The 25,926-nt window shown below is 65.6% G+C and carries 24 protein-coding genes; 4 read left to right on the top strand and 20 right to left on the bottom strand.

The annotated features are described in order from the left end of the window. Positions 1–391 precede the first annotated feature (391 nt). Complete coding sequence (locus tag J4H86_RS06645; RefSeq protein ID WP_236542628.1) at positions 392–1,201, bottom strand: class I SAM-dependent methyltransferase; 810 nt, start codon at positions 1,199–1,201, stop codon at positions 392–394. A 208-nt stretch (positions 1,202–1,409) separates the two neighbouring features. Then, positions 1,410–2,546: a hypothetical protein gene (locus J4H86_RS06650; RefSeq protein WP_236542629.1), complete on the bottom strand. Its 1,137-nt coding sequence runs from the start codon at positions 2,544–2,546 to the stop codon at positions 1,410–1,412. Positions 2,547–3,041: 495 nt separating this feature from the next. Here J4H86_RS06650 and J4H86_RS06655 point away from each other — a divergent pair, with 495 nt between their 5' ends. After that, the gene (locus J4H86_RS06655) at positions 3,042–3,992 is read left to right on the top strand and encodes an aldo/keto reductase (RefSeq protein ID WP_236542630.1); all 951 of its coding nucleotides are present in this window, start codon (positions 3,042–3,044) and stop codon (positions 3,990–3,992) included. Between the two features lie 99 nt (positions 3,993–4,091). Then, on the top strand, positions 4,092–4,901 hold the full coding sequence (locus J4H86_RS06660; RefSeq protein WP_236542631.1) for an MBL fold metallo-hydrolase: 810 nt from the start codon (positions 4,092–4,094) through the stop codon (positions 4,899–4,901). Between the two features lie 65 nt (positions 4,902–4,966). Here the strand turns inward: J4H86_RS06660 and J4H86_RS06665 are convergent, their stop codons facing one another. Together J4H86_RS06665 and J4H86_RS06670 are read right to left on the bottom strand one after the other, a co-directional pair. Beyond that, entirely contained in the window at positions 4,967–6,916 is a 1,950-nt protein-coding gene (locus J4H86_RS06665) for a multicopper oxidase family protein (RefSeq protein WP_236542632.1), read from the bottom strand. Between the two features lie 137 nt (positions 6,917–7,053). Next, on the bottom strand, positions 7,054–8,205 hold the full coding sequence (locus J4H86_RS06670) for an acyltransferase family protein (RefSeq protein ID WP_236542633.1): 1,152 nt from the start codon (positions 8,203–8,205) through the stop codon (positions 7,054–7,056). A 225-nt stretch (positions 8,206–8,430) separates the two neighbouring features. On the opposite strand from J4H86_RS06670, the gene J4H86_RS06675 reads away from it, so the two are divergent. After that, positions 8,431–9,075: a TetR/AcrR family transcriptional regulator gene (locus tag J4H86_RS06675; protein ID WP_236542634.1), complete on the top strand. Its 645-nt coding sequence runs from the start codon at positions 8,431–8,433 to the stop codon at positions 9,073–9,075. Positions 9,076–9,208: 133 nt separating this feature from the next. On the opposite strand, the gene J4H86_RS06680 is transcribed toward J4H86_RS06675, so the two are convergent. Continuing rightward, on the bottom strand, positions 9,209–10,051 hold the full coding sequence (locus J4H86_RS06680) for an SAM-dependent methyltransferase (protein WP_269134539.1): 843 nt from the start codon (positions 10,049–10,051) through the stop codon (positions 9,209–9,211). A gap of 294 nt (positions 10,052–10,345) precedes the next feature. On the opposite strand from J4H86_RS06680, the gene J4H86_RS06685 reads away from it, so the two are divergent. After that, positions 10,346–11,884, top strand: coding sequence for a peroxidase family protein (locus tag J4H86_RS06685; RefSeq protein ID WP_236542636.1), 1,539 nt, complete (start codon positions 10,346–10,348; stop codon positions 11,882–11,884). Between the two features lie 87 nt (positions 11,885–11,971). On the opposite strand, the gene J4H86_RS06690 is transcribed toward J4H86_RS06685, so the two are convergent. The 15 genes from J4H86_RS06690 to J4H86_RS06760 all read right to left on the bottom strand — a co-directional run bounded on the left by J4H86_RS06690 (position 11,972) and on the right by J4H86_RS06760 (position 25,809). Further along, on the bottom strand, positions 11,972–12,382 hold the full coding sequence (locus J4H86_RS06690) for a hypothetical protein (protein WP_236542637.1): 411 nt from the start codon (positions 12,380–12,382) through the stop codon (positions 11,972–11,974). A gap of 43 nt (positions 12,383–12,425) precedes the next feature. Beyond that, positions 12,426–13,328: a hypothetical protein gene (locus J4H86_RS06695; RefSeq protein ID WP_236542638.1), complete on the bottom strand. Its 903-nt coding sequence runs from the start codon at positions 13,326–13,328 to the stop codon at positions 12,426–12,428. A 42-nt stretch (positions 13,329–13,370) separates the two neighbouring features. Continuing rightward, positions 13,371–13,811 carry a hypothetical protein gene (locus J4H86_RS06700; protein ID WP_236542639.1) on the bottom strand — a complete coding sequence of 147 codons (441 nt, stop codon included), beginning with the start codon at positions 13,809–13,811 and terminating at the stop codon, positions 13,371–13,373. Positions 13,812–13,823: 12 nt separating this feature from the next. Next, positions 13,824–14,840, bottom strand: a complete 1,017-nt coding sequence (locus J4H86_RS06705; protein WP_236542640.1) for a hypothetical protein — start codon at positions 14,838–14,840, stop codon at positions 13,824–13,826. A 118-nt stretch (positions 14,841–14,958) separates the two neighbouring features. Further along, positions 14,959–15,429 carry a DUF4913 domain-containing protein gene (locus J4H86_RS06710; RefSeq protein ID WP_236542641.1) on the bottom strand — a complete coding sequence of 157 codons (471 nt, stop codon included), beginning with the start codon at positions 15,427–15,429 and terminating at the stop codon, positions 14,959–14,961. Between the two features lie 17 nt (positions 15,430–15,446). Further along, positions 15,447–16,445 (bottom strand): hypothetical protein, encoded by a 999-nt coding sequence (locus J4H86_RS06715; protein ID WP_236542642.1) that lies wholly within the window; start codon positions 16,443–16,445, stop codon positions 15,447–15,449. 55 nt (positions 16,446–16,500) lie between these two features. Beyond that, positions 16,501–17,718, bottom strand: a complete 1,218-nt coding sequence (locus tag J4H86_RS06720; RefSeq protein ID WP_236542643.1) for a hypothetical protein — start codon at positions 17,716–17,718, stop codon at positions 16,501–16,503. Between the two features lie 46 nt (positions 17,719–17,764). Next, on the bottom strand, positions 17,765–19,609 hold the full coding sequence (locus tag J4H86_RS06725) for a type IV secretory system conjugative DNA transfer family protein (RefSeq protein WP_236542644.1): 1,845 nt from the start codon (positions 19,607–19,609) through the stop codon (positions 17,765–17,767). A gap of 14 nt (positions 19,610–19,623) precedes the next feature. Next, entirely contained in the window at positions 19,624–21,108 is a 1,485-nt protein-coding gene (locus tag J4H86_RS06730) for a hypothetical protein (RefSeq protein ID WP_236542645.1), read from the bottom strand. An 11-nt stretch (positions 21,109–21,119) separates the two neighbouring features. After that, positions 21,120–22,592, bottom strand: coding sequence for an SCO6880 family protein (locus tag J4H86_RS06735; RefSeq protein WP_236542646.1), 1,473 nt, complete (start codon positions 22,590–22,592; stop codon positions 21,120–21,122). Positions 22,593–22,607: 15 nt separating this feature from the next. Next, positions 22,608–23,552, bottom strand: a complete 945-nt coding sequence (locus J4H86_RS27370) for a hypothetical protein (protein WP_330932495.1) — start codon at positions 23,550–23,552, stop codon at positions 22,608–22,610. Continuing rightward, the gene (locus J4H86_RS06745; RefSeq protein WP_236542647.1) at positions 23,546–24,283 is read right to left on the bottom strand and encodes a hypothetical protein; all 738 of its coding nucleotides are present in this window, start codon (positions 24,281–24,283) and stop codon (positions 23,546–23,548) included. The genes J4H86_RS27370 and J4H86_RS06745 overlap by 7 nt, the downstream gene beginning before the upstream one ends. A gap of 131 nt (positions 24,284–24,414) precedes the next feature. Continuing rightward, a complete protein-coding gene (locus J4H86_RS06750; protein WP_236542648.1) occupies positions 24,415–24,798 on the bottom strand; it encodes a hypothetical protein in 384 nt (127 codons plus the stop codon). A gap of 112 nt (positions 24,799–24,910) precedes the next feature. Next, on the bottom strand, positions 24,911–25,252 hold the full coding sequence (locus tag J4H86_RS06755; protein WP_236542649.1) for a hypothetical protein: 342 nt from the start codon (positions 25,250–25,252) through the stop codon (positions 24,911–24,913). A 2-nt stretch (positions 25,253–25,254) separates the two neighbouring features. Further along, positions 25,255–25,809 (bottom strand): hypothetical protein, encoded by a 555-nt coding sequence (locus J4H86_RS06760; RefSeq protein WP_236542650.1) that lies wholly within the window; start codon positions 25,807–25,809, stop codon positions 25,255–25,257. Positions 25,810–25,926: the final 117 nt, after the last annotated feature.

Raw genomic sequence — 25,926 nt, forward strand, 5'->3', positions numbered from 1 at the left:
CCCCTCGTGCCGCAGGGAATCGGGGCCCTCACCTGGCGCTTGGCACTGAGGGCGACGACCTCCGAAAAAGCCCCCTCGGTCAGCCGGCGGTCGCGCGCCTACGCCGGATTCTCCGCCTGGGATTCGTGCGCACGCGCCCGTATGGTGCGGAGTGGAGGAGGCGACCGTGGTGACCCGGGAGTCCCACCTCCCCCGTGCCGTGCGGTTATGCCGGGCGGGCCGTATCAGAACCCCGGAGAGCCGACAGCACTGACTCCTGAGGGGAGATCTGGCGAAACCGTTCGCGAGGATGCGGTTTGACCAGGGCCTGATGCTCGGTTCATGTCAACGGTCGGAGTTCGCGGCGACGATCACCCTTCGGGAGGGACAGGAACGGCTGACCGAGTCCGACCTACCGCGGTACTTCACCGACGGCGATGTGGGACGACGCGTCCAAACGGTCCAGTCCGCGTTCGCGCATCAACGTGCCCAACCGTTCGCGAACCCGGTCACGTGTTGATCCGTCCAGTTTCTCTACCAGTCCACGCGCGGCGTTGCCCAAGACGAACTCCCACGCGGTAACAGGGTCGATGGGAATGGTGTGTTCGAATCGCCGAACCCGCACGCGTTCCAGGCCGAGCCGTTCCAGCCAGGCCCGAAGCAGGTTGGCGTCGGCGATGCGTTCCCGCGCCTGGCTGTAGCCGGGAATGGGCTTGGGCTCACCGGTCTCGATGGCGACGGCGTCGGAGAGCGCGGTCAGGAACGAGCCGAGAGCACCGTCGGCCCATACGGTTACCGCGAGGCGGCCCCCCGGCCGCAGTGCGCGAATCAGCGCGGAGGCTCCGGCGTCCATATCACCGAAGAACGCGACGCCGTGTACCACCTGGACGAGGTCAAAGCTCTCCGGCTCGGGCCACTCACAGACGTCGGCGGCCTCGAAGCGCAGATTGTCGACACCCGCGTCCCGGGCCCGGGCGCGCCCCTGCTCCAGGAGCGCAGTGGACAGATCGACGCCGACCACTCCCCCGTTCGGGGCGACCGCCCGCGCGGCGGGAAGCGCGGAGGCGCCAGATCCACAGCAGGCGTCGAGGACCCGCTCTCCCGACACTGGAGCGGACTCCCGCACCGTCGCCAACCCGATTGGGTCCCACAGCCGCGCTGACCACAAGGCGAATTCACGCGCACCCGCGTCAAAGATCGTCCCAACGTCGCTCGCGCTCATCAGCATCCAATCTTCCGGAAACGATAATCGTTATCGTATGTGCTCCTTGATCCCCGGTCGACCCCGACAACGTTCCCCACTCCCCTGCCGGATCCCCCTGCCAGTCACCGGAACGCCGGGGTCACGGCGCGAAGTGCGCAGACGATGAAGGCGGTGGGCGCCCCGGAGCGCCCACCGCCTGTTTCACTGGAATCGAGCCAGCGCGCGGTTAGTCAGAGATCTGCTCCTGCGCGGCTGCCTTGCGCTTGCGGGAGATGTAGATCGCCCCGGCACCGCTGCCCAGAGCGGCGACTCCGGCGCCGATCAGGCCGAACAGTGCGGCGCCGGTCACTGGCAGGCCCCCATCGGCGTCACCGGGCGTCTTGGCGTCGTCCCCGTCGTCCGATCCGCCCTCGTCTCCGTCGTCGTCGCCCTTGCCGTCGTCGCCGCCGTCACCATCGTCACCTCCATCTCCGTCATCGCCACCGTCGCCACCATCTCCGCCGTCACCGCCGTCACCGCCGTCGCCACCGTCACCGCCGTCACCACCGTCACCGCCATCTCCACCGTCGCCACCATCTCCGCCGTCACTGGCGGGCAGCACGCTGGCGGATCCGACGGTCAGGTGCATCAGGTCGCCGGAGTAGGCCTCCTCGCCGGAGGAGTCCTCAACGGTGCCCGCCATGGACACTTCGAGGCTCGCCTCGGCGCCTTCCTCGCTGGCCTCCTCCACCACGGAGGTGGAGATGGTGACCGTGGCCGAGGAGCCGTCGGCGCCGTCCACCTGGACCTCCGCCGACTCTCCGGGGGCAATGCTTTCGCCGAAGAAATGCCACGTGGTGGGGGCGGCGGTATTCGGCTCGACCGTAGCCGTGGCCGTACCGTTGGTGAGGTCGATCTCCGCGTTGTTGTGCGTCGTGATCGTGGCGATCTCTTGTCCGGAGAGATCCAGCGCGCCGGAGGCCACATCGTCCGAGACGACGATGTCCAAACCGGCGCGGGAGCGCGCCTCAAAATTCTCCCGGATGGAGTTTCCGGCATTGTTGTACGCCTGCGAGGTGGTGTCGGCCGAAATGGTGCCGAGGAATGCCAGCACGCCGTCCGGGTCGTCACCGGACCATTCCACCGCGTGATTATCACCTGAATCGGTGAAAACGTATCCCAGGGTGCCCTGGAACCCCTCGTCGACCAGGCCGCCTGCGGGCAGCGTCACCTCCAACACGGAGGACTCGACGATGTAGGGGCTGTCGGCGGAGGCGGGGGATGCACCGAGGGCGAAGAAGGCTCCGGTGGCGAAAACCGTGGTACAAGCCGCGGCCGCACGCTTGGTAAGGCCGGTCTGGGCCTTCCGAGTAACTGCGGTCATGGGAGTTCTCCAAGCACAAAAATGGGGAAAATGATCATTCAAACGGGCTGCTGGGCACGCCGAACCAGAAGATCCATGGTGTCGCCGGACGAATTCCAGGGTCGCTAGTGCAGGGCGTAATCCTGGTGCCGAAGGCATAGCGCTCTACCGCGGGGGACAAGGCGGTGGCGCGAGGTGTGCGGAGATCACTGGACGGCTGATGCCTAATTGCCAACTGCCGCAGTGTTCAGGGCGACGTGGGTGACGCTAGCACGTCCGGTAAGGCGCGTGTAAACCCTGTTGCCCGATTTTTTCGCTGAGGCGGATGCGACGGAACCGAACGCGTGGGGTCACTCCGGCGTCCCCGGAATTCCGTGCGCAGCGGAGATGCTTGGACAGACTCGGAGGTGTTTCGGTGGAAGTCGTTCGATTTGTTATCGAGACCCTGCTGCCGAAAGAATCAGATGGCGAGAGGCGCCACCTCAGGTATCCAACGATCATCCATGCAGGAGAATCATGCGCTCCGTGCCGTTCGGACCGACGGAAAGTCACGTTCCCAACATCGTCGCCGGGATGATGCGCATCGCCGACAAGACCGATGCGGAGATTCGCGCCCTCTACACCTCGGCCCGTGATGTCGGCATTGACTTCTTCGACCACGCTGACCTCTACGGATTCAACCACCCTGGGGGTGGCCTCCACCTGTGTGAACGCCGGTTCAGCTCGGCCCTGCGGCTCAGCACCGCCGAACGCGAGCAGATCACGCTCCAGACCAAGACCGGCATCGTGGCCGAGGAGTGGCACTACGACTCCTCCTACGACCACATCGTCGCCTCGGTCGAGCAATCTCTACGGGCCCTGGGCACCGACTACATCGACGTCCTGCTCATCCACCGCCCGGACGCGCTGGTCGAACCTCACGAGGTCGCACGTGCCTTCGACGACCTCGAAAGCGCCGGCAAGGTCCGCGCCTTCGGTGTCTCCAACCACACCCCCCGGCAGATCGAATTGCTCAAGAGCGCCGTTGGCCAACCGATCGTGGCGAACCAGCTTCAACTGTCCATCACCCACGCCCCGACCGTCGCCCAGGGGTTGGCCTCGAACATGGCCGCCGAACCCGACTCGGCCACCCTCGACGGCGGCGGCATCATCGACTACTGCCGCCTCAACACCATCACGGTCCAAGCCTGGTCACCATTCCAGAAAGGCTTCCAGGACGGCGTGTTCCTCGACTCCAACGACTACCCAAAACTCAACAACGCACTCGACCACCTCGCGGCCAAGTACGACGTCACCCCCACCGCCATCGCCACCGCATGGATCACCCGCCACCCCGCAGCCATGCAAGTCATTCTCGGCACCACCACACCACAGCGAATGAAAGACGCCGCCGAAGGCTCGAACATCCCCCTCTCCCGAGCCGAGTGGTACAGCCTCATCCAAGCAGCCGGCCACCCCGTCCCCTGAGCGGCGTCGGATCTACGGTGGAGGTCAGTACGGTCGACGGAGTTGTTGCCGTTCGCGGACGGAGGGACCCAGTCGGTGTTGACACAAGTGGCGGAGGGTGTGCTGACTCACCAGAGTGAGCTCCTCCAGAACAACACGGTGGTCGTCCGAGGACGAGACGGGGTGTTGCTGATCGACCCAGGGATCACGGGCGAGGAGATGACCTGTCTCACGAACGACCTCGGCGCGTTGGGCCAGCCTGTCGTCGCTGGTTTCGCGACGCATCCCGATTGGGACCACGTGCTCTGGCATCCCCGCCTCGGCGACGCGCCCCGCTACGGGACCGCCCGCTGCGCGGGTGTCCTGCGGGAGCTGCGATCCGAACCGGGTTGGCGGGCCCGCGCCACCGAGGGGTTACCGCCCGAGATCGCCGACGAGGTACCGCTGGACCTGTTCGGCCTCATCGCCGCTCTGCCGGCCGGGACCACGCTGTTTCCCTGGGACGGCCCGCGGGTGCGGATGATCGAGCATCCGGCACATGCCCCCGGGCACGCGGCACTGCTGATCGAGGGCAGCGGGGTCCTCGTCGCCGGGGACATGCTCTCCGACGTGTTCGTCCCGATGCTCGGCGACTTCACCGACACTGGTGATCCAGTCGAGGACTACCTCCTGGGGCTGCGGCGGCTCGAGGAGGTGGCTGGTGGTGTCGACATCGTGGTTCCAGGTCATGGATCGGTCGGCGGGGCCGAACAAGTGCACGCCCGGCTCGAGCAGGACCGCGCGTACGTCCACGCCCTACGCGATGGCAGCGATCCCGACGACCCACGGGTCACCTCGCCTCCACCGGGCTGGGAATGGGTCAGCGACATACACACGGGTCAGGCTCAGGCCCTCGCCCGATGGCGCGGTCAGGACGACACCCCCGGTTGAGAACTCCGCGTGGGGCTTCCCGCTCCCGACGCCAGAGAGCTGGAACCTCATTCACCCCCTGCGGGTCACTGACTGTCGAAGGGTGAGTAGATCCCGGTGTAGTCGAGACGCGGTTGCGCCCAGTCACCGCCGTGGGCGGGCTCAACACAGTCGTTCACCCAGAGCCCGGGGTTCATGGCCCGGAACGCGACCACCCATACCTCACCTGGCCGCACGTCGAAGGTGTCGCGTGCGATCGGGCTTCCCGTGGGCGCCTCCCCGTCGCGTCGCACGACATAGACGGAGTGGCCGTGCAGGTACCACGGGCGAAGTTCGAAGCTCCGGTTCACCACTGTCATCAGGACGAGGTCTCGCACGTCGACCAGCTGGGTGGGGATGTTCGGAGGCGTGTATCCGTTGACGGTCTTCGAGTAGGTGGGGGTGCCGCTGACGTGGACGAGCCGTCGATCCATGACGAGGTCGAACTCGCGGTCGAAAGCGCCCTCTGGGTCGAACGGCAGGTCGGTCGGCTCTCCGTAGCTGTGGAGATCGAGGTCGGGCCACGCCCGGGAATCATCGGTGGTGTCGGGGAGCGTGCGGCCGACCATGCCCTCTGGTCGCACGCGCAGCCCGGCGTCGAGGTCATGGTCGACGAGGAGGGAGACCCGGTCCTCCGGCATGGTGAAGGTGAGGTCGTAGCGACCACCAGCCGGAATTCGCAGGTTGAACTGCGCGCGCTCGCCGGGTTCGTTGATGTCACGGCCATCAACCGCCACCACGCGGAAGGATGCGCCCAGAAGGCTGAACCAGTGTGGCCGACTGTCGGTGTTGATCAGACGGAGCCGGACCGGTGTGTCCGGCCTGGCCATCTCTTCGCGCACATTGTCGCTGTCTCCGATGACCACCCGCCCGTCGAACGTGTGGACCGGCACGATGAAGTCCTGGTCCTCTGGTTCGTCCGGCTCTTGAAGGGTTGAGCCCCGGACCACGAAGCAGCCGTAGAGACCCCGACGCACCGCGGCGGCGTCGTGGGTGTGATACCAGTAGGTCCCCGGATTGTCGGCACGAAACCGATAGGTGAACTCCTCTCCCGGCATCACTGGTTCCTGGGTGACACCGGGAACGCCGTCCTCGCCACAGGCGATCTCGTAGCCGTGCCAATGCAGCGTCACCCCATTCTCGATGTTCCCGTTGCGCAGAGTGACCTCAAGAAGGTCCCCCTGGTGCACGTCGATGGTGGGGCCGGGGAGGGTTCCGTCGTATGTCCAGGCGTTCACCGAGTACCCCGAGGACAGGGGGACTGACCTGGCGGCCGCCGTGATGACGTGCTGGTGCGTCGACCCGCCTGGGATCGGGACGTCGGGGCCGCGTAGGTCCGTGACGGCCGTACCGTCCTCGGGGACGTGGTCTCCACCGTCTCCGCCTCCAAGATGCAGCCGCGGAACGGGAAGGAACGTCAGTCCCGATCCGGTGACACCCGAGACCATCGCGACCGCGCCCGTCACGCCCAACATCCGGCGTCGGGTCAACCCCTTAGGGGTTGTGTAAGGAGGCGGGTTGGGGTGGATGATGAGGCCCGTCAGGGCCACGGCCCCGACCACGGCGGACACCGCGATCACGACGGTTGATGTCCTCACCGGAGCGCCGGAGAGCACGGTCACTATGGGCCCTGCCGCGGAGGCGTAGCCGGCGGCGAAGAGCGTGAGGACCACACGGAACCGGCTGACCTTGTGCGTGGCCCCAAGCATGGCGCGAAGGAGGGCCTCCCCTGCGAGACAGAGCACCCCACACACGGCCGCGGCCAACAACGGAAGACTCAGAACCGCCGTCTCCTGGACCAGCCACCATCCCCCACGGGAGTAAAGCCACGCGGTGCTTCCCCCGCGCAGCAGGGTAAGTATCAGTGCCACCACGACGAGGACGCCGAAGGTCCGCCGTCTCCCACGGTGGAGCGTGACCGCTGCGACGAACCATGCGACGGCGGTCGTCGTGGCGATCCCCAGATCCGTCACCGCGGGCCATGACATCGTGTCCATTGGCAGTCTCAACTCCGATCCGCGACAGCGCTGTTCACATCGGGGAACGCGCTGGTGGAACGTCCAAACACCTGGCGGTCGCACCCGGGACGTCCCGGCCCGCTCGCGCTCGCGGGAGGGCCAGGACCGACCACGGGTCAGAAGACGCGCGTGGCACCGGGGATGGCGCGGATGAGGGCGGCGCCGATCCACGTTGTGGGGACCGCGAGCACGGCCAGGGCGGCGAACTTCGTGACCGCGGGCGCGTCCCACCCCGACAGCGCGACGCCGATCGCGACGAGCACCAGAGTGTGCAGGAAGTAGACGGCGTAGGCGTTGTCGGACAGGAAGCGGCCGAAGTGGCCCTGCCGGTTGACGAAGCGTTGGAAGAGCCACAGCAGGAAGAGGATCATCCCCACGGCGAAGACGCTCTCGAAGGTCGACATGACCAGCGACGCGAAACTCCCCCGCACCATGGCCTCCTCGAAGGAGGTTCCGGCGATCGGCGCGAGAAGGACGAGGGCCGCGATGACGGTCGCGAGACCGCCCAGGCCGGCGGCGCGGGGGATCGCGTCGAACCAGCCGCGCCGGTAGGCCAGCGCGCCGACGGTGAACAGCAGGGCGTACTGCGCGAGGTAGTCGGGGGTCGGCAGGCCCACGATCGGCCAGTAGCTGCCGATCGGGACGAGGAGACGCCACAGGTAGGTGGCGGCGATGAGCACCAGCGTGAAGCCGGCGATCGCCACGGGACCAGGCAGGCGTCCGGTCCGACGTTGGGCGATGAGTGTGTGCTCTGGCGGTCGGAAGCTCCGGATCATGACGTAGGCCAGTGAGAACACCAGTAGCGCTTCGACGAACCACATCGGGCCGGGAGTCCAGGTGATCAGGAGGTAGAGCCAGTAGGGGAGCTCGCCCGCCGCGTCGTCGAGGTAGCCGGAGACCGCGATGATCGGGCGCATCAGCAGGAGGAACAGCAGCAGTGGGACGCCCAGTCGGACCAATCTGCCGCGCAGGAACGACTTCGATCCTCTCCTGTCGACGGAGCCCGGAACGAAGATCCCGGAGACCATGAAGAAGAGCCCCATGAAGTACGTCTGGTTCAGGCCGACGAACACGTCCAGGAGTCCGCCACTGGCGTCGTTGGCCGGCTCGGCGTAGAACCACATCGGGATGTTGCCGTAGGTCAGGGCGGCGTGGTGCAGCACGACCAGCACGGTGAGCAGGACGCGCAGGTTGTCGATGTAGGCGAGTCGGGAGGCCGACGGGGTCTTCGCGGTCCGCGACCCCTCTCCCGGAGCGTGTGTGGTCAAGGTGAAGCCCTTCCAGGGTGACGAGAACGCCGTGGCCGAGTGGTCTATTTTTTGTCCGTGCGGACAGTTTTCCAGCCGAACGGTTCACGTGCGATCCGGCGTAACCCGGAGATCACCCTAGGGGAACCCCGGCGGACCCCTGTGTACGAACCCAGACCTCCCAGGGATTTCGGTCGAGCACCGGTGGGGACGCCGACCAGTCGGCGGCGTTGCTACCGTCTATCCATGCGGTCAGAAAACCAATACCCTGGCCAAGAGGTCGAGGACAGCAAGAAGCGCTCCTTCATCGAGGAGGCGCGGCGAACACAGATCATCGAGGCGGCGATCGAGACCCTCGCCGAGGTCGGTTACGCCGACGCCTCGCTGGCGCGCATCGCCCGGACCGCTGGCATCAGCAAAGGCGTCATCACCTACCACTTCGACGGCAAGGACGAGCTGATCCAGCAGGTCGTCGAGACGGTCTACCTCGATATCGCCGGCGCGGTGACCCCTCGGGTCCACGCCCAGCCCACCGCGCGGGAGGCGCTACGCACCCACCTCCTGGAGGTAGCGCGCTACATGCGACCGCACCGTTCCCGACTCCAAGCGCTCGGCGAGATCTTCGCCAGCGCCCACCGTCCCGACGCCGACGGCACGCGCCGCTACAACCTCACCGACAACGAGCCGATCTACCAGGGACTCGAGGAGTTGCTGCGGTGGGGACAGGAAACCGGCGAGTTCCGCGCTTTCGACCGGCGGGTACTCGCGGTGACCTTCCAAGGGGCGTTGGACACCATGTTCGCCTACTGGGTCGCCTACCCCGACCACGACCTGGAGGACCACGCCTGGCAACTCGCCGAGATCTTCGACCGCGCCACCCGCGCGCACTGAGGTCTTACCCCACGGCCGTGTTGTCTGTTCTCACCCTGACCGCGCCTCTGCCCGCCCAGCCCTCCGCTACGGTCCCGGCGACTACCCACCACGAGAACCGCCCTCCCTTGAACCCCCACCGCCTCCACAGCGGCTACGGCTTGCGCCCCATGCCGCCGAAGTGGTCGATCTCGACTCGGGTGCCGATGTCTGAGGGATCGGGGCGCCAGTAGGGCACGGAGACGACTCCGGGGTCGATGACGTCGAGGCCGTCGAAGAACCCCAGGAGCTCCTCGGGGGTGCGGTTGACGCGGGGGTTGGTGCCCACCTTGTTCCAGTGGTTCACCATGGCATCCATGGTGGCGCCGTCGATGACGTTGGTGTCGTCGCACAACGTTAGGTAGCTGCCGGACGGGAGGGCGTCCAGGAGCCGGTCGATGATGGCCTTCGCCTCGTCGTTGTCGGTCACGTGCCCGATGATGCCCATGAGCATGAGCCCGACCGGTTGACCGAAGTCGAGGGTCCGCGCGGCCTGGTGGAGGATCTCGTCAGGATCGCGCAGGTCGGCGTCAATATAGTCGGTCGCTCCCTCGGGTGACCCGACGAGGAGAGCACGCGCGTGCGTCAACACGAGCGGATCGTGGTCGACGTAGACCACGCGGCACTCCGGGGCCACCGCCTGCGCGACCTCGTGGGTGTTGTTGGCGGTCGGCATGCCGGTTCCGATGTCCAGGAACTGTCGGATCCCCACACCACGGGCGAGGTGGGTGACGGCACGGATGAGGAAGGCCCGGGAGCAGCGGGCGATGGCGTACATCTGGGGGTTGCTCTCGATGATCTGCTGCCCGACCTGGCGGTCGACCGGATAGTAGTCCTTGCCGCCGAGCCAGTAGTTCACGATCCGGGCGGAGTGGGGAACTGTCGTGTCGATCATGTGTCGCTGCTCCTGCTTCCGAGGTTCCGGAGAGGGGGACGAGGGGGACGCGTGGTTCGACATGGGGACTCGCCTTGGGTCGGGGGTCATCACCGTCAGCGTAGAAGGTTTCGCGCTCGTCGGCCCGGCGAAGCCGCGACACAGCCGGCATTTCACCCCGCCGACTCTTCCCGCGGTCTCGCGGTCACTCTCGGTCCACACGGCGAACGGCGCGCTGGCCAGGATACGACGCGCCCGTGTCTCGCGCCCTAGTCAAACTACCGTTCGCAATCGGTCAGATCCTTTTCGCGCCGGATCTCGAGGGCTATGAACCTAGGCGATGCGCCAGATCCCGACGCGCACCGACGGGGGTACGCCATGAGCGAGACAACGAACCGGATCACCGCCCTGCCCGAGCAGCGGGCCGCTGAGATGGCGGGTGTCGGCACCCAGTTAAGGCCGCCGCACCGCACGTCACGGTCGCATGCCAGCCTGCCGCGTGGTCTGAGCTACGTGGCGGAGTCGCGGACCCACCAGGGCCGCTTTGGCCGAATGTTCCCGCAGCTCCCGCCGTACCTGCCGAATGACGCGGTCATCAGGGCGGTCGCCCAGCGGATGCGGGAGGACGATCCCGGCGGCGTGGGGGGCGACAACCCCGACATCCCGTCCGGCTTCACCTACCTGGGACAGTTCCTCGACCACGACATCACGTTCGACCCGTCGCCGTTGCGGGAACGCACCGAGGATCCGGAAGCCTTGACGAACTTCCGCACGCCACGTTTCGACCTGGACTCGCTCTACGGCCGCGGACCGGCCGACGATCCCTACCTGTACGACCAGGACAACCCCGGTGGGTTCCTGGTGGACCGGCACGACGGACTTCTTGATCTCCCCCGCAACCGTCAGGGGCGGGCCCTGATCGGTGACCCGCGCAACGACGAGAACACCTTCGTGGCACACCTCCATCTGACCATGCTCCTGTTCCACAACCGGGTCCTGGAGGAGATCGACACCTGGTCCGATCGCCCGATCCCCCAAGGTGAGGACCCGTTCGACGCCACCCAACAGTTGGTGCGCTGGCACTACCAGTGGGTGGTGGTGAACGACTTCCTCCGCCGGATCGTGGGTTCTGACACCCTCGACGACGTCCTGGTGCGCGAACCTCTCTTCCCCGGCGGACATCCAGTGCTCCAGCCGCGGTTGAAGTTCTTTCACTGGCACGTCCGACCGTTCATCCCGGTCGAGTTCACCGCCGGCGCCTACCGGATGGGCCACTCCATGGTGCGGGCGCGGTACTTCCTGAACTCCATCGTCCCGCCCGAGCCGCCGCCCCTGCTGATCCTGCCGCCCGAGCCGATCAGTGAGGCGGACCCGTTGAGCCACTTCGGCGGATTCCGGCCGCTCCCCGCCCGCTGGCAGGTGGAGTGGCCCCGGATGTTCGACGTGCCCGGCCCAGGTCAGGAAAGCCGCCAGCCCAGCCGGCTCATGGACGAGCTCGTCGTTCCGCCGCTGCACACCCTGCCACCCGAGGTCGCGGAGGGCCTGGCCAGCCTGCCGGCCCGCAACCTCACCCGCGGCGCCCACCTGGGCCTGCCTTCGGGACAAGACGTGGCGCAGGCGATGGGGGTGACACCGCTGACGGACGCCGAACTGGACCTTCCGGAACCCGGCCCGGCTCCGCTCTGGTACTACATTCTCCGCGAGGCCAAGATCCAGACCGGGGGCCGCCATCTCGGGGCGGTCGGGGGGCGCATCGTCGCCGAGGTGTTCGTGGGGCTCCTCGCCGAGGACCCCTCCTCCTTCCTCGCCCGCGCCCCCGGCTGGGAGCCCACACTCCCCAGCGCCCACCCGGGAACCTTCACCATGAGCGACCTCATCACCTTCACCGGCTTCGGCCTCGAGGAGGTGACGGGCTAGCGTCCACAGAACGAGCCCCCTGTCCCGATGGACGTTGGCCGGGGGCTCGCCTCCCGATGGCACCGGCGGTCGTCGGTACCGACTCGATCAGAACGCGAGGGAGATGAGGCCTCCGATGGCCACGAGGATGCCGATGATGCCGGCGAGGGTCAGGGCGACGTCGAAACCGTAGGCGATGGAGCGGACCCGCTGTTCGTGGTGGGTCTCGCGCTGCAACATCGGTTCGTACTCGGCCTCGATCTCCCTGATGCGTTCGTCGATCGTGGCGAGTTCGGCGTCGTCGGCCGCGGTGTCGGTCTGTTCCCCCAGGGCCTTATCCCGCAGAAGGTCGGCCTTTCGGGACAGGACCTCGGCAAGTCGCAGTCCCCGGTGCCGCTCGGCACGGTTCTTGGCGGCGATCGGGGCGTCGGCACGCTGGTCGTCGATCAGTCCGCGCATTGAACGGGTCAGAAGCCATACCGATATGAACAGAATGCCAAGGCTGTAGTATAGCGTCATCGGATGTTCATCCTCTCGGGATTACTGTGACCGGAGAACTCACTCACTTCTGGCTCGGTCCCTGCTTCTTGGACGAACCCTCACCTTGGCTGATTCGTACTGTGGTTGTCGTGATGTCGGGCGGTCGCTGAACTGCCTGACTGACAGGCACGGCCGACATGCCCGCATTACTCTTGCCACTCGTCACTGCATTCCCTGATTGCTGGACGGTCGTAACCTCATCGGTCGAGGCTTGGGCACCTGCTGCCGTATCGACCCCTGGGACCGCATCGAGCGGTTTTGGTACGATGTCTTGATGCGGCTCGAGTTCCGCATAGCGACGTCTGAAGTCTGTAACGTCCGCGTCAAACCCTTGCTGAATCTGAGACTGTTCCTTCATGAATTCACTATTGACAACCCGGGAATACCCCGCGAGCAACGTCTCGATTTCCGCAATATCGTGTGGCGCCAATCCCGCCGCATCCACAACCTGACCGTGCTCGTTTATACGATCTGACAGCCTAAGACGCGCGGCAACTCCTTCAATCCGATCGGCATGCCCCTTAATCTCGTCACTTCTAATAAGAGCCTCTTCCTTGTGCGCGCCGATAGCATCCAAACTAGCGCGCGTCTCCTCCAATTCCGCCCACGGAGTTGCCTTCAGATCCTTCGTTTCTTTCATCCCGTTAGCGTGCTTTGTGAGCAACGCATCCCGCTTCGTCGCCAATTGACGTTGGGCATCACTCTTCCCATCTGTTTGTTGGAGATACTTGATCACATCACCACGAAGCTGTTCGTTGTCCACTGCCATCGAGTTCAACTTCATACCAAACGCGTCACCCGCCTCCTTTTCGGTACTATTGTGAGATTTTCCTCGCCAGTAAATCGCCATCGAGACCAATAGGCCGGACCCGGTGATCACAGCGGCTTCGAGCGCAAGAGGTATCTGCAAGAAAGCTTCGATCATCGCACCACTCCAGCGTCAAGTCGGGACTCGCCCCAGGCGAAATCAAAACGACCAAGGAACAAACGTTAACGCAACCACTACCGCCAGAACATCCAGACAGAACCCCCTAATGAGCCTGCGGCGCATTGCCCACGATTTCTCTGTTAAACTCCGACCGTCGGGGGAGATTCCGCCCAGCGACCGGCGGATTCCCACACACTCTTGAGTCGCTTTTTCATGCATATTCGCAATCATATCCGAACCAATCCCGGTGAATTGATCCCGGAATTGATCTGTCCCGCTGGAGTACCGTTCTATCGCACCAATCTCTCCTTCAGCGCGAACTATTGCCAACTTCACATCATCAACACGACCCGCGACAGAGAACAACAAATACTGAGATTTCCGTCCGACCCGCTGATGGACACAGGAGACCGTTACGACGAAATTGGCCGTTATACACACAAGAAGCAGAGCGAACATCATCCAGAAAAATACGGCCACACCAGTCACTCCTTAAGGGCCCGGCCGGTTCGATTTTCCACCGGCCCTCAACCTGCCGAGAAAGTCTTTCGTACGGCTTCCAAACGTCCTACCCTTCTCCGCTTGCTCCACGCTTTCCGAGGTGGCCGCACTCTCGCCTGTGGCCACCCCATTGCCAATTTGCTCCTTCAGTCGGCGATTCACAGCCTTTTTCACGCTGAACCCATTCAAGGCGAGCTCCTTGCTGCGCTTCGCGTATTCCCGGTCGACGGCCTGCACTCGCGGATCTCTATTCGCGAGTTCCTCCAGACGCCTGGCGGTACGCCGTAAATAGCGCGCACTGCTGGTAAGCCGTTCGGCGTTGGCCGCGACGAAGTTCTTCTTGTTATTAGCCTCCCATTTCAGATCAAAAAAGGGTTTGATTTGAGCCTTCAGGCTCGCGATACCCCGAAGAACTCGGGCCACCGCAACTTCCAGACCGTCATTATTTCGCTCTTCAAGTATCAAATCAATCTTACTCTTAGCGATCCTGCGTTTCACCTCCATCCGCGCATCCTCCGGAACAAAATACTGCGGCGCTGTTTCGAGTTTCGCTTTTTCTCCCTTCTTGGAGCTAGGCTTCACCTCCTTGCCATTCTCCGACTCGCCCTTTTCCTTGGTCTTCGCGTCACCCCCTTCTTTCGCCTCCGACTTGGCGCCTTCCTCGATCTTGACAGTGCCACGCTTGTCGACGACCACGGTGACGCCAAGCGACTCCCCGGAATTAACCCGCTCGATCACCTCATCTGCGGTCAGTGGAATCAAATCAGCGTAACGAATATGCGTCCCAGCGATCTTCTTGGCGTCCCATTTTATCCGAGTTAACGGTATTCTTCTCTTCGGTATTTCGCCGGTCTTCAGGAATCTCGCACGGTCTTTGTTGTTCCTGCTCCTGGTCGGCTCGAGGCGGGCCAACCACATAGTCCCGGCAGCGGCGAAACCCAGCGCGGTAAAAACTGCCCACGACTCGAGACCCCCAAAGGCGCTGAGAAGTTGGAAAATCGGCGGCAATGGACATTCCTCACCCTCATTACGTTATTCATTTTGTTCCCCGGCTTGGCTCCGAGGCTGATCCATCTTCGGTCACGCGCTACAACGGAAAATGCGCCGCGTGTCACGACCACTCAGATCACCACTCGTCTTCGAAGAAGCCCTCCGGTGCGGGTTCGTACGGGAGGGGGCGGGGGTCCTGATGGCGACGGGAGGTGCATTCGCGGAAGGGACCGGTGTCGCCGATGATGACGCTCATCTGGTAGTCGAGGTGGTCTCGGTACCAGATGGACATGCCCGTCCCGGGCTCCCAGCGCAGCACCTCCCAGGCGTGCCACACGGCGTGGAAGCGGGACACCGCCTCCGCGTGGCGCCACCACTCGCGGCACCAGCGGAACTGACCGCCTTCCGGGCGGCAGAACATGGGGATGAAGAGCTCGGTGACGAACTCCTCCACGTTGCGGTAGACCGGCGTCGGCGCGGGGGCTTCTTCCTCTTCCGGGACCAGCTCCTTGTCCTGGGAGCTCGCGTCCCCGGCCGGCTCAAAGGACTCCTCCCGCTCGGTCTCCTCCACCTGCTCGCGGTAGTCCTCGGGGGCGGTCTCGCTCATGCTCGTTTCCTCATCTGTCACAGTTTTCGGGGATTGGGACGCGTCATCGGGCGAGTCCACGGCACCTGACTCACATGTGGAACACGTGAGGTCGCGCCACGTCCCCGTCCCACCGCATCGCCCACGGGGAGGGCTGGGCGTGCGGGCGTGGGCGGCCGGTTCCGTGGTTGGGAAGTGCCCTGCCCCGTGTTGTTCCCCTGATTGCTGGTCTGAGAGCTTCCCTGGGAGTTCGTCTGGGTGTTGCTCCGGTTGTTGCTCTGGGTGTTGGTCCGCCCCGCGTTCTGAGTTCGCGTTCGCTCCGCCTGGTACGCGTCGTTCATCGCGTTCCACGGATCGGCGCCCTGTTTGCGGTTCAGGTCGTACTGTCGCATGACCCCGGGCGCGTGCTGACGCAGTGTCGCCTCCGCCTGCTCGCGTTTCTTGGTCGCCTCCGGGGAGTTGTTGGTAGCGGCGCTGGCCCAGACGATCAGCGCGTCCTCAGGCGTGCGGGGCGTCTGTTTCCACACGTTGTCCATGTTCGCGTCGGGCCCCCACCGACGCTTGATGTACTCCTCGTGGACCTGCCGCTCCTGACGCATCTTGTCGGCGCCGAAATCGCGGTAGGCCTGACGGAACTCCTCTTTGGAGACTTTCTCCTTGGTCTCTTGGGGAAGCAACTGGTAGAGCCAATCGAGCACCTTGTCCAGCAGACCCCTGGCACTGCTACGGTCCGACCGGCTCTCCTGCCGCGGGTCCGTTTGCCCTCGCCGTTGGGATTCCCCGTCCCTGGGCAGGCCCCTGCGCTCCTGCTTCTCTCCCTGGTTCCGCTCCTCGGGGAGCTCCATCCCCTGAAGCCGTCGCCTCTCATCGCTCACCCCCTGCCGCACCCTCCGCCATAGCTGCGGCAGGCGGTAGAGCAAGGTGTAGAGCAGCATCCGCACCACGTTCGCCGTCGCTCTGGCGGCGATCTCGATGCCTTGGGTGATGCCCTGCTCAGCGATCCGGCTGACCTCTTGCTGGTGTTGTCCATACATCACGACCACTCCCTTGTGGGTTCGGATCGGAGTTTGGTGACGTGACTAGTTTGCGCTGTCATCGAAGTTGGGGGATGACCGCGGACTCGGACTTGTCCTCGGGGTACACGCCGAGGATGTTCTCCCGATGCATCACTTCCGCGAGTTCCTCGCTTTCCTCGAGTTCGTCGAAACGATGGCGGGGCTCTTCGGTGCCTTCGAGCGGGCGAGCATAGAACGGTCGGTATTTCGTGCCGTACTCAACGACCAGGAGCTCGTTGTTCTCCAGGTCGGGATACGCGTCCGCGATATAGGTTTCCGGTTCGGTGAGTAGCTCGATATCGGTTATCTCGTGTTCGTCGGTCACGCGAAATGAGAGGAGTTGGGAATCCTCGTCGAACCCGCTGTCCGATCGCGCGATGTAGGTGTCCTCACTGGTCTGCCGGAACGACGCGTATCCATGCGCTCCTGTTCTCGAGCCAAGATCCTGCAGGGTCAACTGGGCGGGCACGATCGTGTCGCCCTCGGCATAGAAGTCGAACGAGTACCCGTCGCCACTGGTGGTGTCGCGCTCCAGAATCTGGAGTTCGTTATCCCAGGTGATGTCCCAGAAGGCATCCTCATCTCCTGGAACGGTCCCCGTTCCCTCGGGCGCCGCTCCCCAACTCTGCGGAGTCCCGTCCGCCGAATCGTCATCCAGGTCGACGAACAGGAGCTCGTGAGCGCCACCGTCCTCGGGCGCCGAGACGAACCAGAGCTGGGAGCCATCCGGGGACAGATTCACGCCGCTGTATCTGGGCTGGTCTCCCGAGATCGTCTCGCCGACATCGATCTCGACGGAGCGCAATAGCTGGTACTCAGCCGTCTGGTCATCCAGCTCGGCGACGTGCACGGCCCCGGTCTCAGCGTTCTCCCACACCATCCGACGGAAGTCAGCGGAGAAGTCGAGTTCCTCGGGGAGAGGGCCGCTGTGGGCCAGGATGTCGACCACATCACGCGAGGACATCCCCGTGTCTTCCTCCAGGCCGCGCATGGCGAGGCTCGTTCTCAGAGTCCCGTCCGCGGGATCGTAGAAGGCCAACGACATCCGGGGATTCTCCTCCGGGTCCACCGGAACGGATCCGACATGGAGGACCGCGAGACCGGACAGGTCGGCGTCGCTGATCTGTGGTTCCTCCTCCGCGGCCTCCTCCTCGCCTTCCTCCGGCTCAGGGTCGTCGGTCTGTTCCGAGACACACCCGGCGACCAGGATGAGCGAAAGCGCCCCGCCCACGAACGATCCAGTTCTCCAGCGCACAGACAGTCCTCACAGTTTCGGCGAACAGACGGGAGTTACCCCGACCTCAGGGCTTCGACTCCTGCTCGGAGTCCCCTTCGAGTGGGGCGTTCTCCAGCACCGGACCGTAGCGTTCGCGCGCCCCGGCGGTCACGAGCTCCTCCGAGGCGGCGATGGCCGCGCTCACCCGCTTCACGTGCTCTCCCTCGTACCAGGGGGCCATCTTCAACAGCATGGCGGGGGCGGCGGTCGCGAACAGGAGCGCGTCGCCCTTGGCGATGTTGCGGATGTCGGAGCCCTGCATGATCTCCTGGCGCCGTAGCTGGACGGAGTGGTTCCCCTTGCCGTCCCCGTAACTGAAAGAGCCGGTGGAGACGTCATGCTGTCCGATCAGCTTGGAGAGCGCTTCGACGATCTTGTGGTCGTCGAGGCCGGCACCGAACATCTTCACGGTGGCCGCGGACCACATGGCCTCCATCCCGTTCTCGGTCCACACGCGCACGCCCTGCCGGTAGCTCTGCAGGATGGTCACCGGGATGATGCCGCGCGAACCCAGGTGGGAGTACATGTCCGGCAGGTCGGCGATCTTGCAGATGTTCGCGGCCTCGTCGAGGACGGCGACCAGCGGCGGGTCGAGGCGTCCACCCTGCCCCTCCGACGCCTCCTCACCGGCGAGGAACACCGCGTCGGTCATGGCCGCGATCAGTGGCGCCGCGCTCGACCGGGACTTGCTGAGCAGGTGGAGCGTCTGGTTGGAGGTGACGAACGCGGTCACGTCGAACTGGTCGATCGCGGGTGTTCCGGGGGGATTCACCCAGGCCATGATCTCCGGGTCGTCCAGGCAGCGCGCCGCGGTCCGCGCGGTGGTGTAGATACCGTCCCGGGTCTCGCTGACGATGTTCTGGGTCTCGCGCAGCGACTCGGCGTACGCGTCGTATCCATGATCGAACAGGACCTCGACCGGGCGCGGCTGTTTGGCGTCGTGCAGCCACTCCCCGACCCGGTTGAGCGAGGCGTCGTCCAGGGCGGCCGCGAGGATCAACTGGGAGAGCAGGGCCTTGGCCGCCGGTCCCCACATGTCCTTCTTGGAGTCGTCATCGATGGTGAGGACGAAGTGGCCGGCCAGCCGGTTCGCGTCCTCGACCGACTTCACCCGGGCGAGTGGGTTCCACCAGAACAACTGGGGCTGGTGCGTGATGCGTTGTGGATCGAACAGCCACACCCGCTCGCCGGTCATCTGTTCCCGGATGCGTGCTGTGGCCGCCCACACGTCGCCCTTGTTACTGGTGGCGAGCGCCGGTCCGGGGGCGCTGAGCACGTAGGGGATCGCGAGGGCGGTGGTCTTGCCGGCGCGGGGCGCCATGTAGGCGAGGATGGTGTCCTCCCACGAGGCGAACAGCGACGGTCCGTTGGCGCCCCGGTACTGTTTCACCTTCCCCAATAGGAGCCCAGTGTCGTCGTCGCTGAGGGACTTGCCCTTGCGGCCGGCGAGGGTGCGCTTGCGCAGCCGTACCGCCTTGTCCGCGGCCTGGGGGCGGGAGAGCTCACCGATCGACTCGTTCTTCCCGTTCAACGAGGAAACGATGTCTCCGTCCGGCGGCCGGAAGGCGCCGAAGAGCCGCATGACGAAGCGGATCACGAAGAACAGCGCGACCAGCATCACCGAGGCCAGTGCGAAGACCAGCCATGTGGGCGCCCCGGACCAGGTCGCGTCGAAGTCGGCGGTGACGAGCGCGATGGCCCACTCCACCCCGAAGTCGCTGACCTCCCCGTCGGTGATCGCGGCCGCGAGCCAGCCCGCCGCCCACACGACGCCGAAGACGGCCACGACCCCCCACAGGGCGACCAGTAGCAGTAAGGGGGAGGCGGCGCCCGCGCTCGCACTCCCCCGCGGTTGGAACTTGCGGGCCATCCGTCCTCCTCCGCTCAGCGAACCGCCTGGTCCGTGTCGTACAGGCTCATCTCGTCCTGGGTAAGTGTCATAAGTACCGGGATTCCGAGTCGCTCGGCCCCGGTCTTGAGCAGGTATTTGCCGCGTCCGGGGTGGCGCACGCCGGGTTGCCAGGAGTCCGGCGACGACCAGGAGGCCACGAGCGACTGCTCGGGTCCTGTCAGCGGGGTGATCTGGTTGACGTGGTTGAGTTCCCGGGGCGGAAGACCGGCGAGGACCGTCACCGCGGAGCGGTCGACGAAGCCACGCGCCTTGGCCCGGTCCTCCTCGGTCGCCAGCGCCTCGAGGTCGCTCAGGGAGTGGGTCACCATCACCGACGCCATACCTTTGGCGCGGTTGAGGCGGGTCAACGCGTCGGCGAACTCGACCAGACCGGGGGCGCCGCGCAGCGCCCGCCAGAGCTCGTCCATGACGCCCATGTAGGAGCGTCTCTTGGCGAGTCCGAGCTCGGCGAGGGCGGCCACACCGTCGACCATGCCGAAGCCGTAGCTCCAGGTGCACAGCATCGCGGCGGTCAGCAGCTTGTCGCCCGCCGCGCCGACCGCGGAGATGTCGACGCTGATGGCGGGGGCCTCCAGGTCGAAGGGGCGGGTGGTCGGCCCGTCGAAGACCCCGGCGAGGGATCCAGTGCACAGCAGGCGCAGTGTGAAGACGAGTTCGTCGACCCGCTTGTCGTAGTCCTGCTCGTCGACGGAGCGCGCGAGCTCCCGGACCACGTCGGGCCCTTCCTCCACCACTTGGAGGACGTCGATCACGGTCGGCTGCCGCTCACCGCGCAGTCGCTCGTCGAGGAGGTCGATGGTGGCGCCGAGGATCACCTCTTCGGCGTTGGTGATGCGACTCTCGCGGATCAGGGTGCACAGGGCCATGAGCAGGGAGAGCCGTCGTGATCGGACCTCCCAGCGGAGTTTCTCCCGGTCCGCGTCCTGCATTCGGTCCAGTGCCTCGCCCAGTGGGCCGGCGTCCAGGGGGTTGATCCGGTCCAGTCCACGGCCGATCCGCACGACCTGCCCACCGAGGTGCTGGATGAGGTCGGAGTAGTCGGGCTTGGTGTCGCCGAGGATGATCGCCTGTGAGCCGAAGGCCACCGCGCCGGTGACGATCCTCTTGACGAACGTCGACTTGCCGGTGCCGGGCTGCCCGAGCACGAAGCAGCCCGGGTTGGTGATCAGCCCGGACCGCAGCCAGGTGAGCGGGTCCATGCACACGACCTCTCCGGAGAGGAGGTCGCGGCCGATGGGTGTACCGACCGTCGGCGGCTTGCTGCTGGTCACGAACGGGTACAGGCCACACGCCTGCGTGGTCGTCGCCTGGTACTCCGCGACGTGCGTGACGTTCGCGGCCCGTCCGCCCTCGGGGGTGGGCCAGCCGAGCAACGGGGCGAGCGGCTCGGCCTCGGGCCCGTCCTCCTTGGTGTCCCCGACGACCATCGGGTTCGCTGGCTTCTTCGTCTTGGCCATGTCTCTTTCCCTCAGCCCATACCGCGTTGCACGAGGAACGGCGGGCAGATCCCGAGCGGTAGTGTCGTCGCGAACGCGACGTCCTGACTGCCCCAGGCCCGTCGCAGGCGGATCCGCGACGTCTCCGCTGCGGACTCCGTGTGGGATTTGGCCTGGTCCAGCTCCTCGGGGTCCTCCACCGTCACCGAGGCGTACATGCTCATCTGTACGAGCCCGGCACCCATCGTCTCCTCGCGCGCCGCCTGCTGGGCGTAGGCCTCGTCCTGCCGGTCCCGGGCGCTGACCTGGTGGCGCACCCGGTAGGACAGTTCGCTCTTGTACTGGGCGGCCGAGCGTTGGTGTTCCAGAACCCGAGCGGCCGCGGCGGCGGGCCAGGGTCGGAACATGAGCGTCATCCGCTTGGTCCACCGGGTGGGCACGAGCAACTGGGCGAGGACCGTGCTGGTGACGTGGGTCCGGGGTGCTTCCTGCCACACCCAGGCGACGCTGGTCCCGCTGTCGTGGACGTAGCGGTCGTGCATCACCTCGGCCGAGATCGGTCCCGCGTCCGACCAGTCGTCGGACTTGATGTCGTCGGGGGCGACGAACCGGGCCCAGTTCATCTGGCCGCGGATCGCCGGGTCGTAGGCCGTGCGCACCATCGCGACAAGGTGCTCCGGGGTTGCACGCCCGTGCACGCTGACCCCGCATCCGGACAGGCTGTTCTCCACCTGGGAGAGGTGGTGGCCCACCTCCGCCACGGCTTCGAGCCGGGTCTTGGGGTGCGAGGGGAACTTGCGCGGGTCGAAGGTGATCGAGATCCGGGTCTCCACCCGGGCGCTGACCGAGGGGGCCAGCTCCACGAGCTCACCGATGATCCTTCGGGCGGCCTCCGGAGCGTCCGGGGAGACGGCCGACCCCACCTCGTCGGTCAGTGTGGATCCGGGGTCGGGGGCGGTCTCCACCGTGACCGCGACCCAGGAGACCCAGGGCATGAAGCCGAAGGAGGCGAGCCAGTTGTGCCAGTTCGCCACCCAGGTGTCGACGTCACCGGCCTCCGCCAGCCACACGGAGTTGGAGGAGACGTTGATGGTCGCCGTCATGTGGCCGAGGCGCCGGTTCCAAGTGATGCCATAGCGTCCGCCCTTGCCGTCCTCCGCCGAGAGCAGGACGATCGGCGCCAGGATGCCGGGCAACTGGAACGCGCGGGGGTGCTCCACCATCACACCGGCGCGGTACTTGGTACGTCCCCGCACCCGCGCCCACCACCAACGTGTCCGGATCAGCACGAACACGGCCAGGGAGTCCCCCTGCACCGGGATGAGCGCCATCGCCAGAAAGACGACGAACGGCGGCAACATGTACAGAACCACTGACGGGGCCAGGAAGGCGGTCAGCATCATGACGACCACGGATCCGAAGAGGAACATGGTCGCGCCGAAGCCCAAACCGAAGAGCCCAATACTGCGCTGACGGCGCCAGCCGCCATACATTCGCTGCGTCATCTCATCCTCGAATCGTCACGCGTTCGTCGCACCGTCTGGGGTGGTCGTGCCACCAGAGGACGGCCGAGGCGGTGGCCCGCTGGGGCTTCCCCCTGAGGCGCCGGAGGGCGTGTTTCCTCCGCCGCCGGGTGGTTGGGCCTGTGGCCCCGGGTCGGCCGCGCCGCTCGCCGTCGACACCTGGCCACCGCCTCCTGGCGAGGAGCTCGCGTTCTGCGTTCCACCGGGCGGGCCTGAAGGTGAGCCTCCGTTGCCGGCGCCCTCCGCGGTGTGCGTCTGCCCCCCACCACCAGACGGTTGTCCCTGGTTCTGTTGGGGACCCTGTCCGCCCCGTTGGTTTCCACGTCCGCCGTTGGGTCCGGTGCCGGAGCCACCCGGTGGGGACCCGTTCCCGGTGTCGGCTCCGGTCCCACCGCCGGATGACATCGAGGAGCCGATCATCGCGCCGGCCGCGCCGGCGGCCAACAGCTTCATACCGCCACCTCCACCGCCGCCCCCGCCGGGGTCGGGGAGTCCCCCGCCAACCGAGGCGACGCGGTTGCTGACCGCGTTGGGCGGTTGCTCGGTCGAGCCGGGACCAGCGGCCCCGCCGCCACCGCCGTCGCTTCCGCCGCCACCTCCTCCGCCACCACCCATTGACGTCTTCGCGGTCACGTCCCCGACCATGCGCATCATCATCGGCAACGCGAAGATCGCGAGGACCAGAATGCCCGCGCCGACGATGAAGGAGAAGAACTCGTCGTCCCCCGCGTCTCCGATGAACAGGAAGCCCATGGCGTAGATGAGCGCGGCGACCGGTTTGTAGAACACCATCGCCAGGATCCAACCCACGACTCGGGGGAACCAACTCGTGGAGGGGATCATCGTGCTCGTCGCCGCCAGCGGAAGAACCGCGGCGAGGATGTACAGTACGGCGTCGCTGAGGTACAGCAGGATGATCTGCACGATCCCGGCGATCAGCACGAAAAGACCGAGGATGATGGACAGGAAGAGCCCCGCGGACCGTTCGTGAACACACTCGCGAGTGTGGCGATGCCCAGGATCGCGCTCAGGCGGGTGCCCAGGTTGTCCACCGTGCCCTCGTTGTTGAGGTCCAGGATGTAGACGGTCATGGCGTCCGACAGGTCCACCAGCAGTGAGAGGAGGAAAAGCCCCGCGAAGGTGACCACGACCACGGTGAGCAGGCCGTTCACCATGTTCATCATGGGGTCGACCCGCCGGTACCACACGAGCTTGATCGCGGAGAAGAGCATCCCGATGATGGTCAGCAGTCCGACGATGGGCAGGGTCAGGTTCTGGAACGACCTGACGCCCAGCACCTGGTTGGGATCTCTGAGCGCATCGCCGCTCGCCGGAGTCTCGACCCGAAGCCAGAACGTGAAGAACTGCTCGAAGAACCCCTCGACCAGGTCGGCCCACCACTCCGCGACACCTTCGACGATGTTGTCGATGGCGTTCTTCACCATGTTCGCGGGCAGGGAGACGATCTCGTCGATGATGTCCTGGACACTGCACCCGGATACCAGCAACACGGCCAGGGAGCACACGGCGATCTGTGCGGACCTGCGCGCGACGACGAGTCTCGAGGCGTCAGGGGCCCTCCGACTCGCTCGCAGCCACATGGGGCCGCGGTCGCGATCGGATCGCTGACGGGCGCCGCGTCGGCGCCCGTGCGGACCGGAACCTTCGTTCATGAAATGTCCTCAGGTGATGCTGTTCTCTGCCTCGTGCGGGAAATGTGACACCCGTGTCCGCGCTGTTCGCGGCGGTGTGGATCAGACACGGCCCCAAACTCGATCGGTCGTGTCCGTCGGTAGGCGGGAGGTCAGTGGGGCGGCTGATGGCCCGGCTCACCCGGTGTCTCCGGGGTCTCCGGCGTCGCGGGCGCCTCCACCCCCAATTGTTCTTCGACCAGGGAATTCCACTCGGTGACCCCGCTCTGCGTGGCACCGCTCAGCAGGACGGTGACGATCGGGACGGTAAGGAGTAGCAGGCAGACGCCAAGGAGGACCCATGGGATTTCCTCCACTCCTCGTGACGCCCAACGCGTGTGTCGCTGAAAGTTGGCGCTGGCCATCTTGAGCGCGATCACGATAATCGAGAGGACCGCCAACACGATTCCGAAGCCAACGATGATGCCGATAACCGCGGATCCCGCGTTTTCAAGCTGGGACTGTGCGACGACCAGCGAATTCGGTTGAACTATCATTTTCGTACCTCCTCCCAAACGGTGTTCGCATTAAACCCCTCCGGCGTCTGACCAGCACCTTCTCCCGAGAGCCGCCGCGATGCGGTGAACCGACGCCGTCACGGGCACCCCCTTAGCCGACGCCACCGATCGCGAGAATCAGGGGGATCGCGATCAGCATCAACGAGATTCCGAACACCACCCAGACGAGCGACCCAACACCGTCCGCGGCGAGGTCGGAGCGACCGAACTTACCGATGGCCATCTTGCCCGCGGCGAACAGGACGCCGATGATCCCGATGATGACGACGACCCCCTGGCCCCAACTGAAGATCGTCTGCAACGGGTTGTCGGCCCCGTCGTCGAATTCTGGGAGCGATGGGTCGGTGTCGAAATCGAAAGCGTAGGACACCACGCCGGCCTGCGTGGTGATCGCGTCAGTCGATGAATTCACCAGTTCGAGAAGGATGCTCATCATTACTCCTGTGTGGTTGTCAGACCGAGAGCCGAAACAACGGACTTCTCGGCATGCTTCTTGATCTCCACGAGTGCCCGCTGGGCCTTTCTCGGTAGGGCGACGCTCAATGTGTCGTCGATGTCCACGTACCGCAGCCCGGAGACGAAGGGGAACCGGACAAGTCCGCCCACTCGCTCCTCGAGCATCCGGAACCGGGTGCTCGCCTCGGCGGGTTCATGGCCCGCGCCGTCGGCGACGACGACCAGCACGGCGACGGCGACACCGTTCGTCGTCAGGCTCGTGACGGCCTCGGTGGCCCGTGCGCTGGCGGAGGCGGTGTTGCGGGTCGCCAAGACGAGGGGGCGCCCGTAGGTCCCGATGTCGGACCGTTCTGGGGCGAAGGCACCCAAGTCCCAAGGCGTGTCGAGCATCGTCTTCAGGGTCGTCGTGCCCGCGCCGCCGTGACAGCCGAGCAGGACGACCTCCCGCGCCCAGGACGGAATAGGGAAGTCGCCCACGCTGTGATCAGCGGAGATGGGTATTTCCTCGGTCTCGTTGCGCCGCAAAATTCTCATTCTCAGTGACTCCGACCTTCTGCCGCCCCTAGGCTGCTACCGCGTGATGTTAAACAGCGGATGAATCACCAAGGGCCACTCGGGTGATAGCGAGAGACGTGCGTGCCGCATTACTCT

Origin of the sequence: Spiractinospora alimapuensis, assembly GCF_018437505.1 — a bacterium.
In the GTDB taxonomy this organism is placed as follows: domain Bacteria; phylum Actinomycetota; class Actinomycetes; order Streptosporangiales; family Streptosporangiaceae; genus Spiractinospora; species Spiractinospora alimapuensis.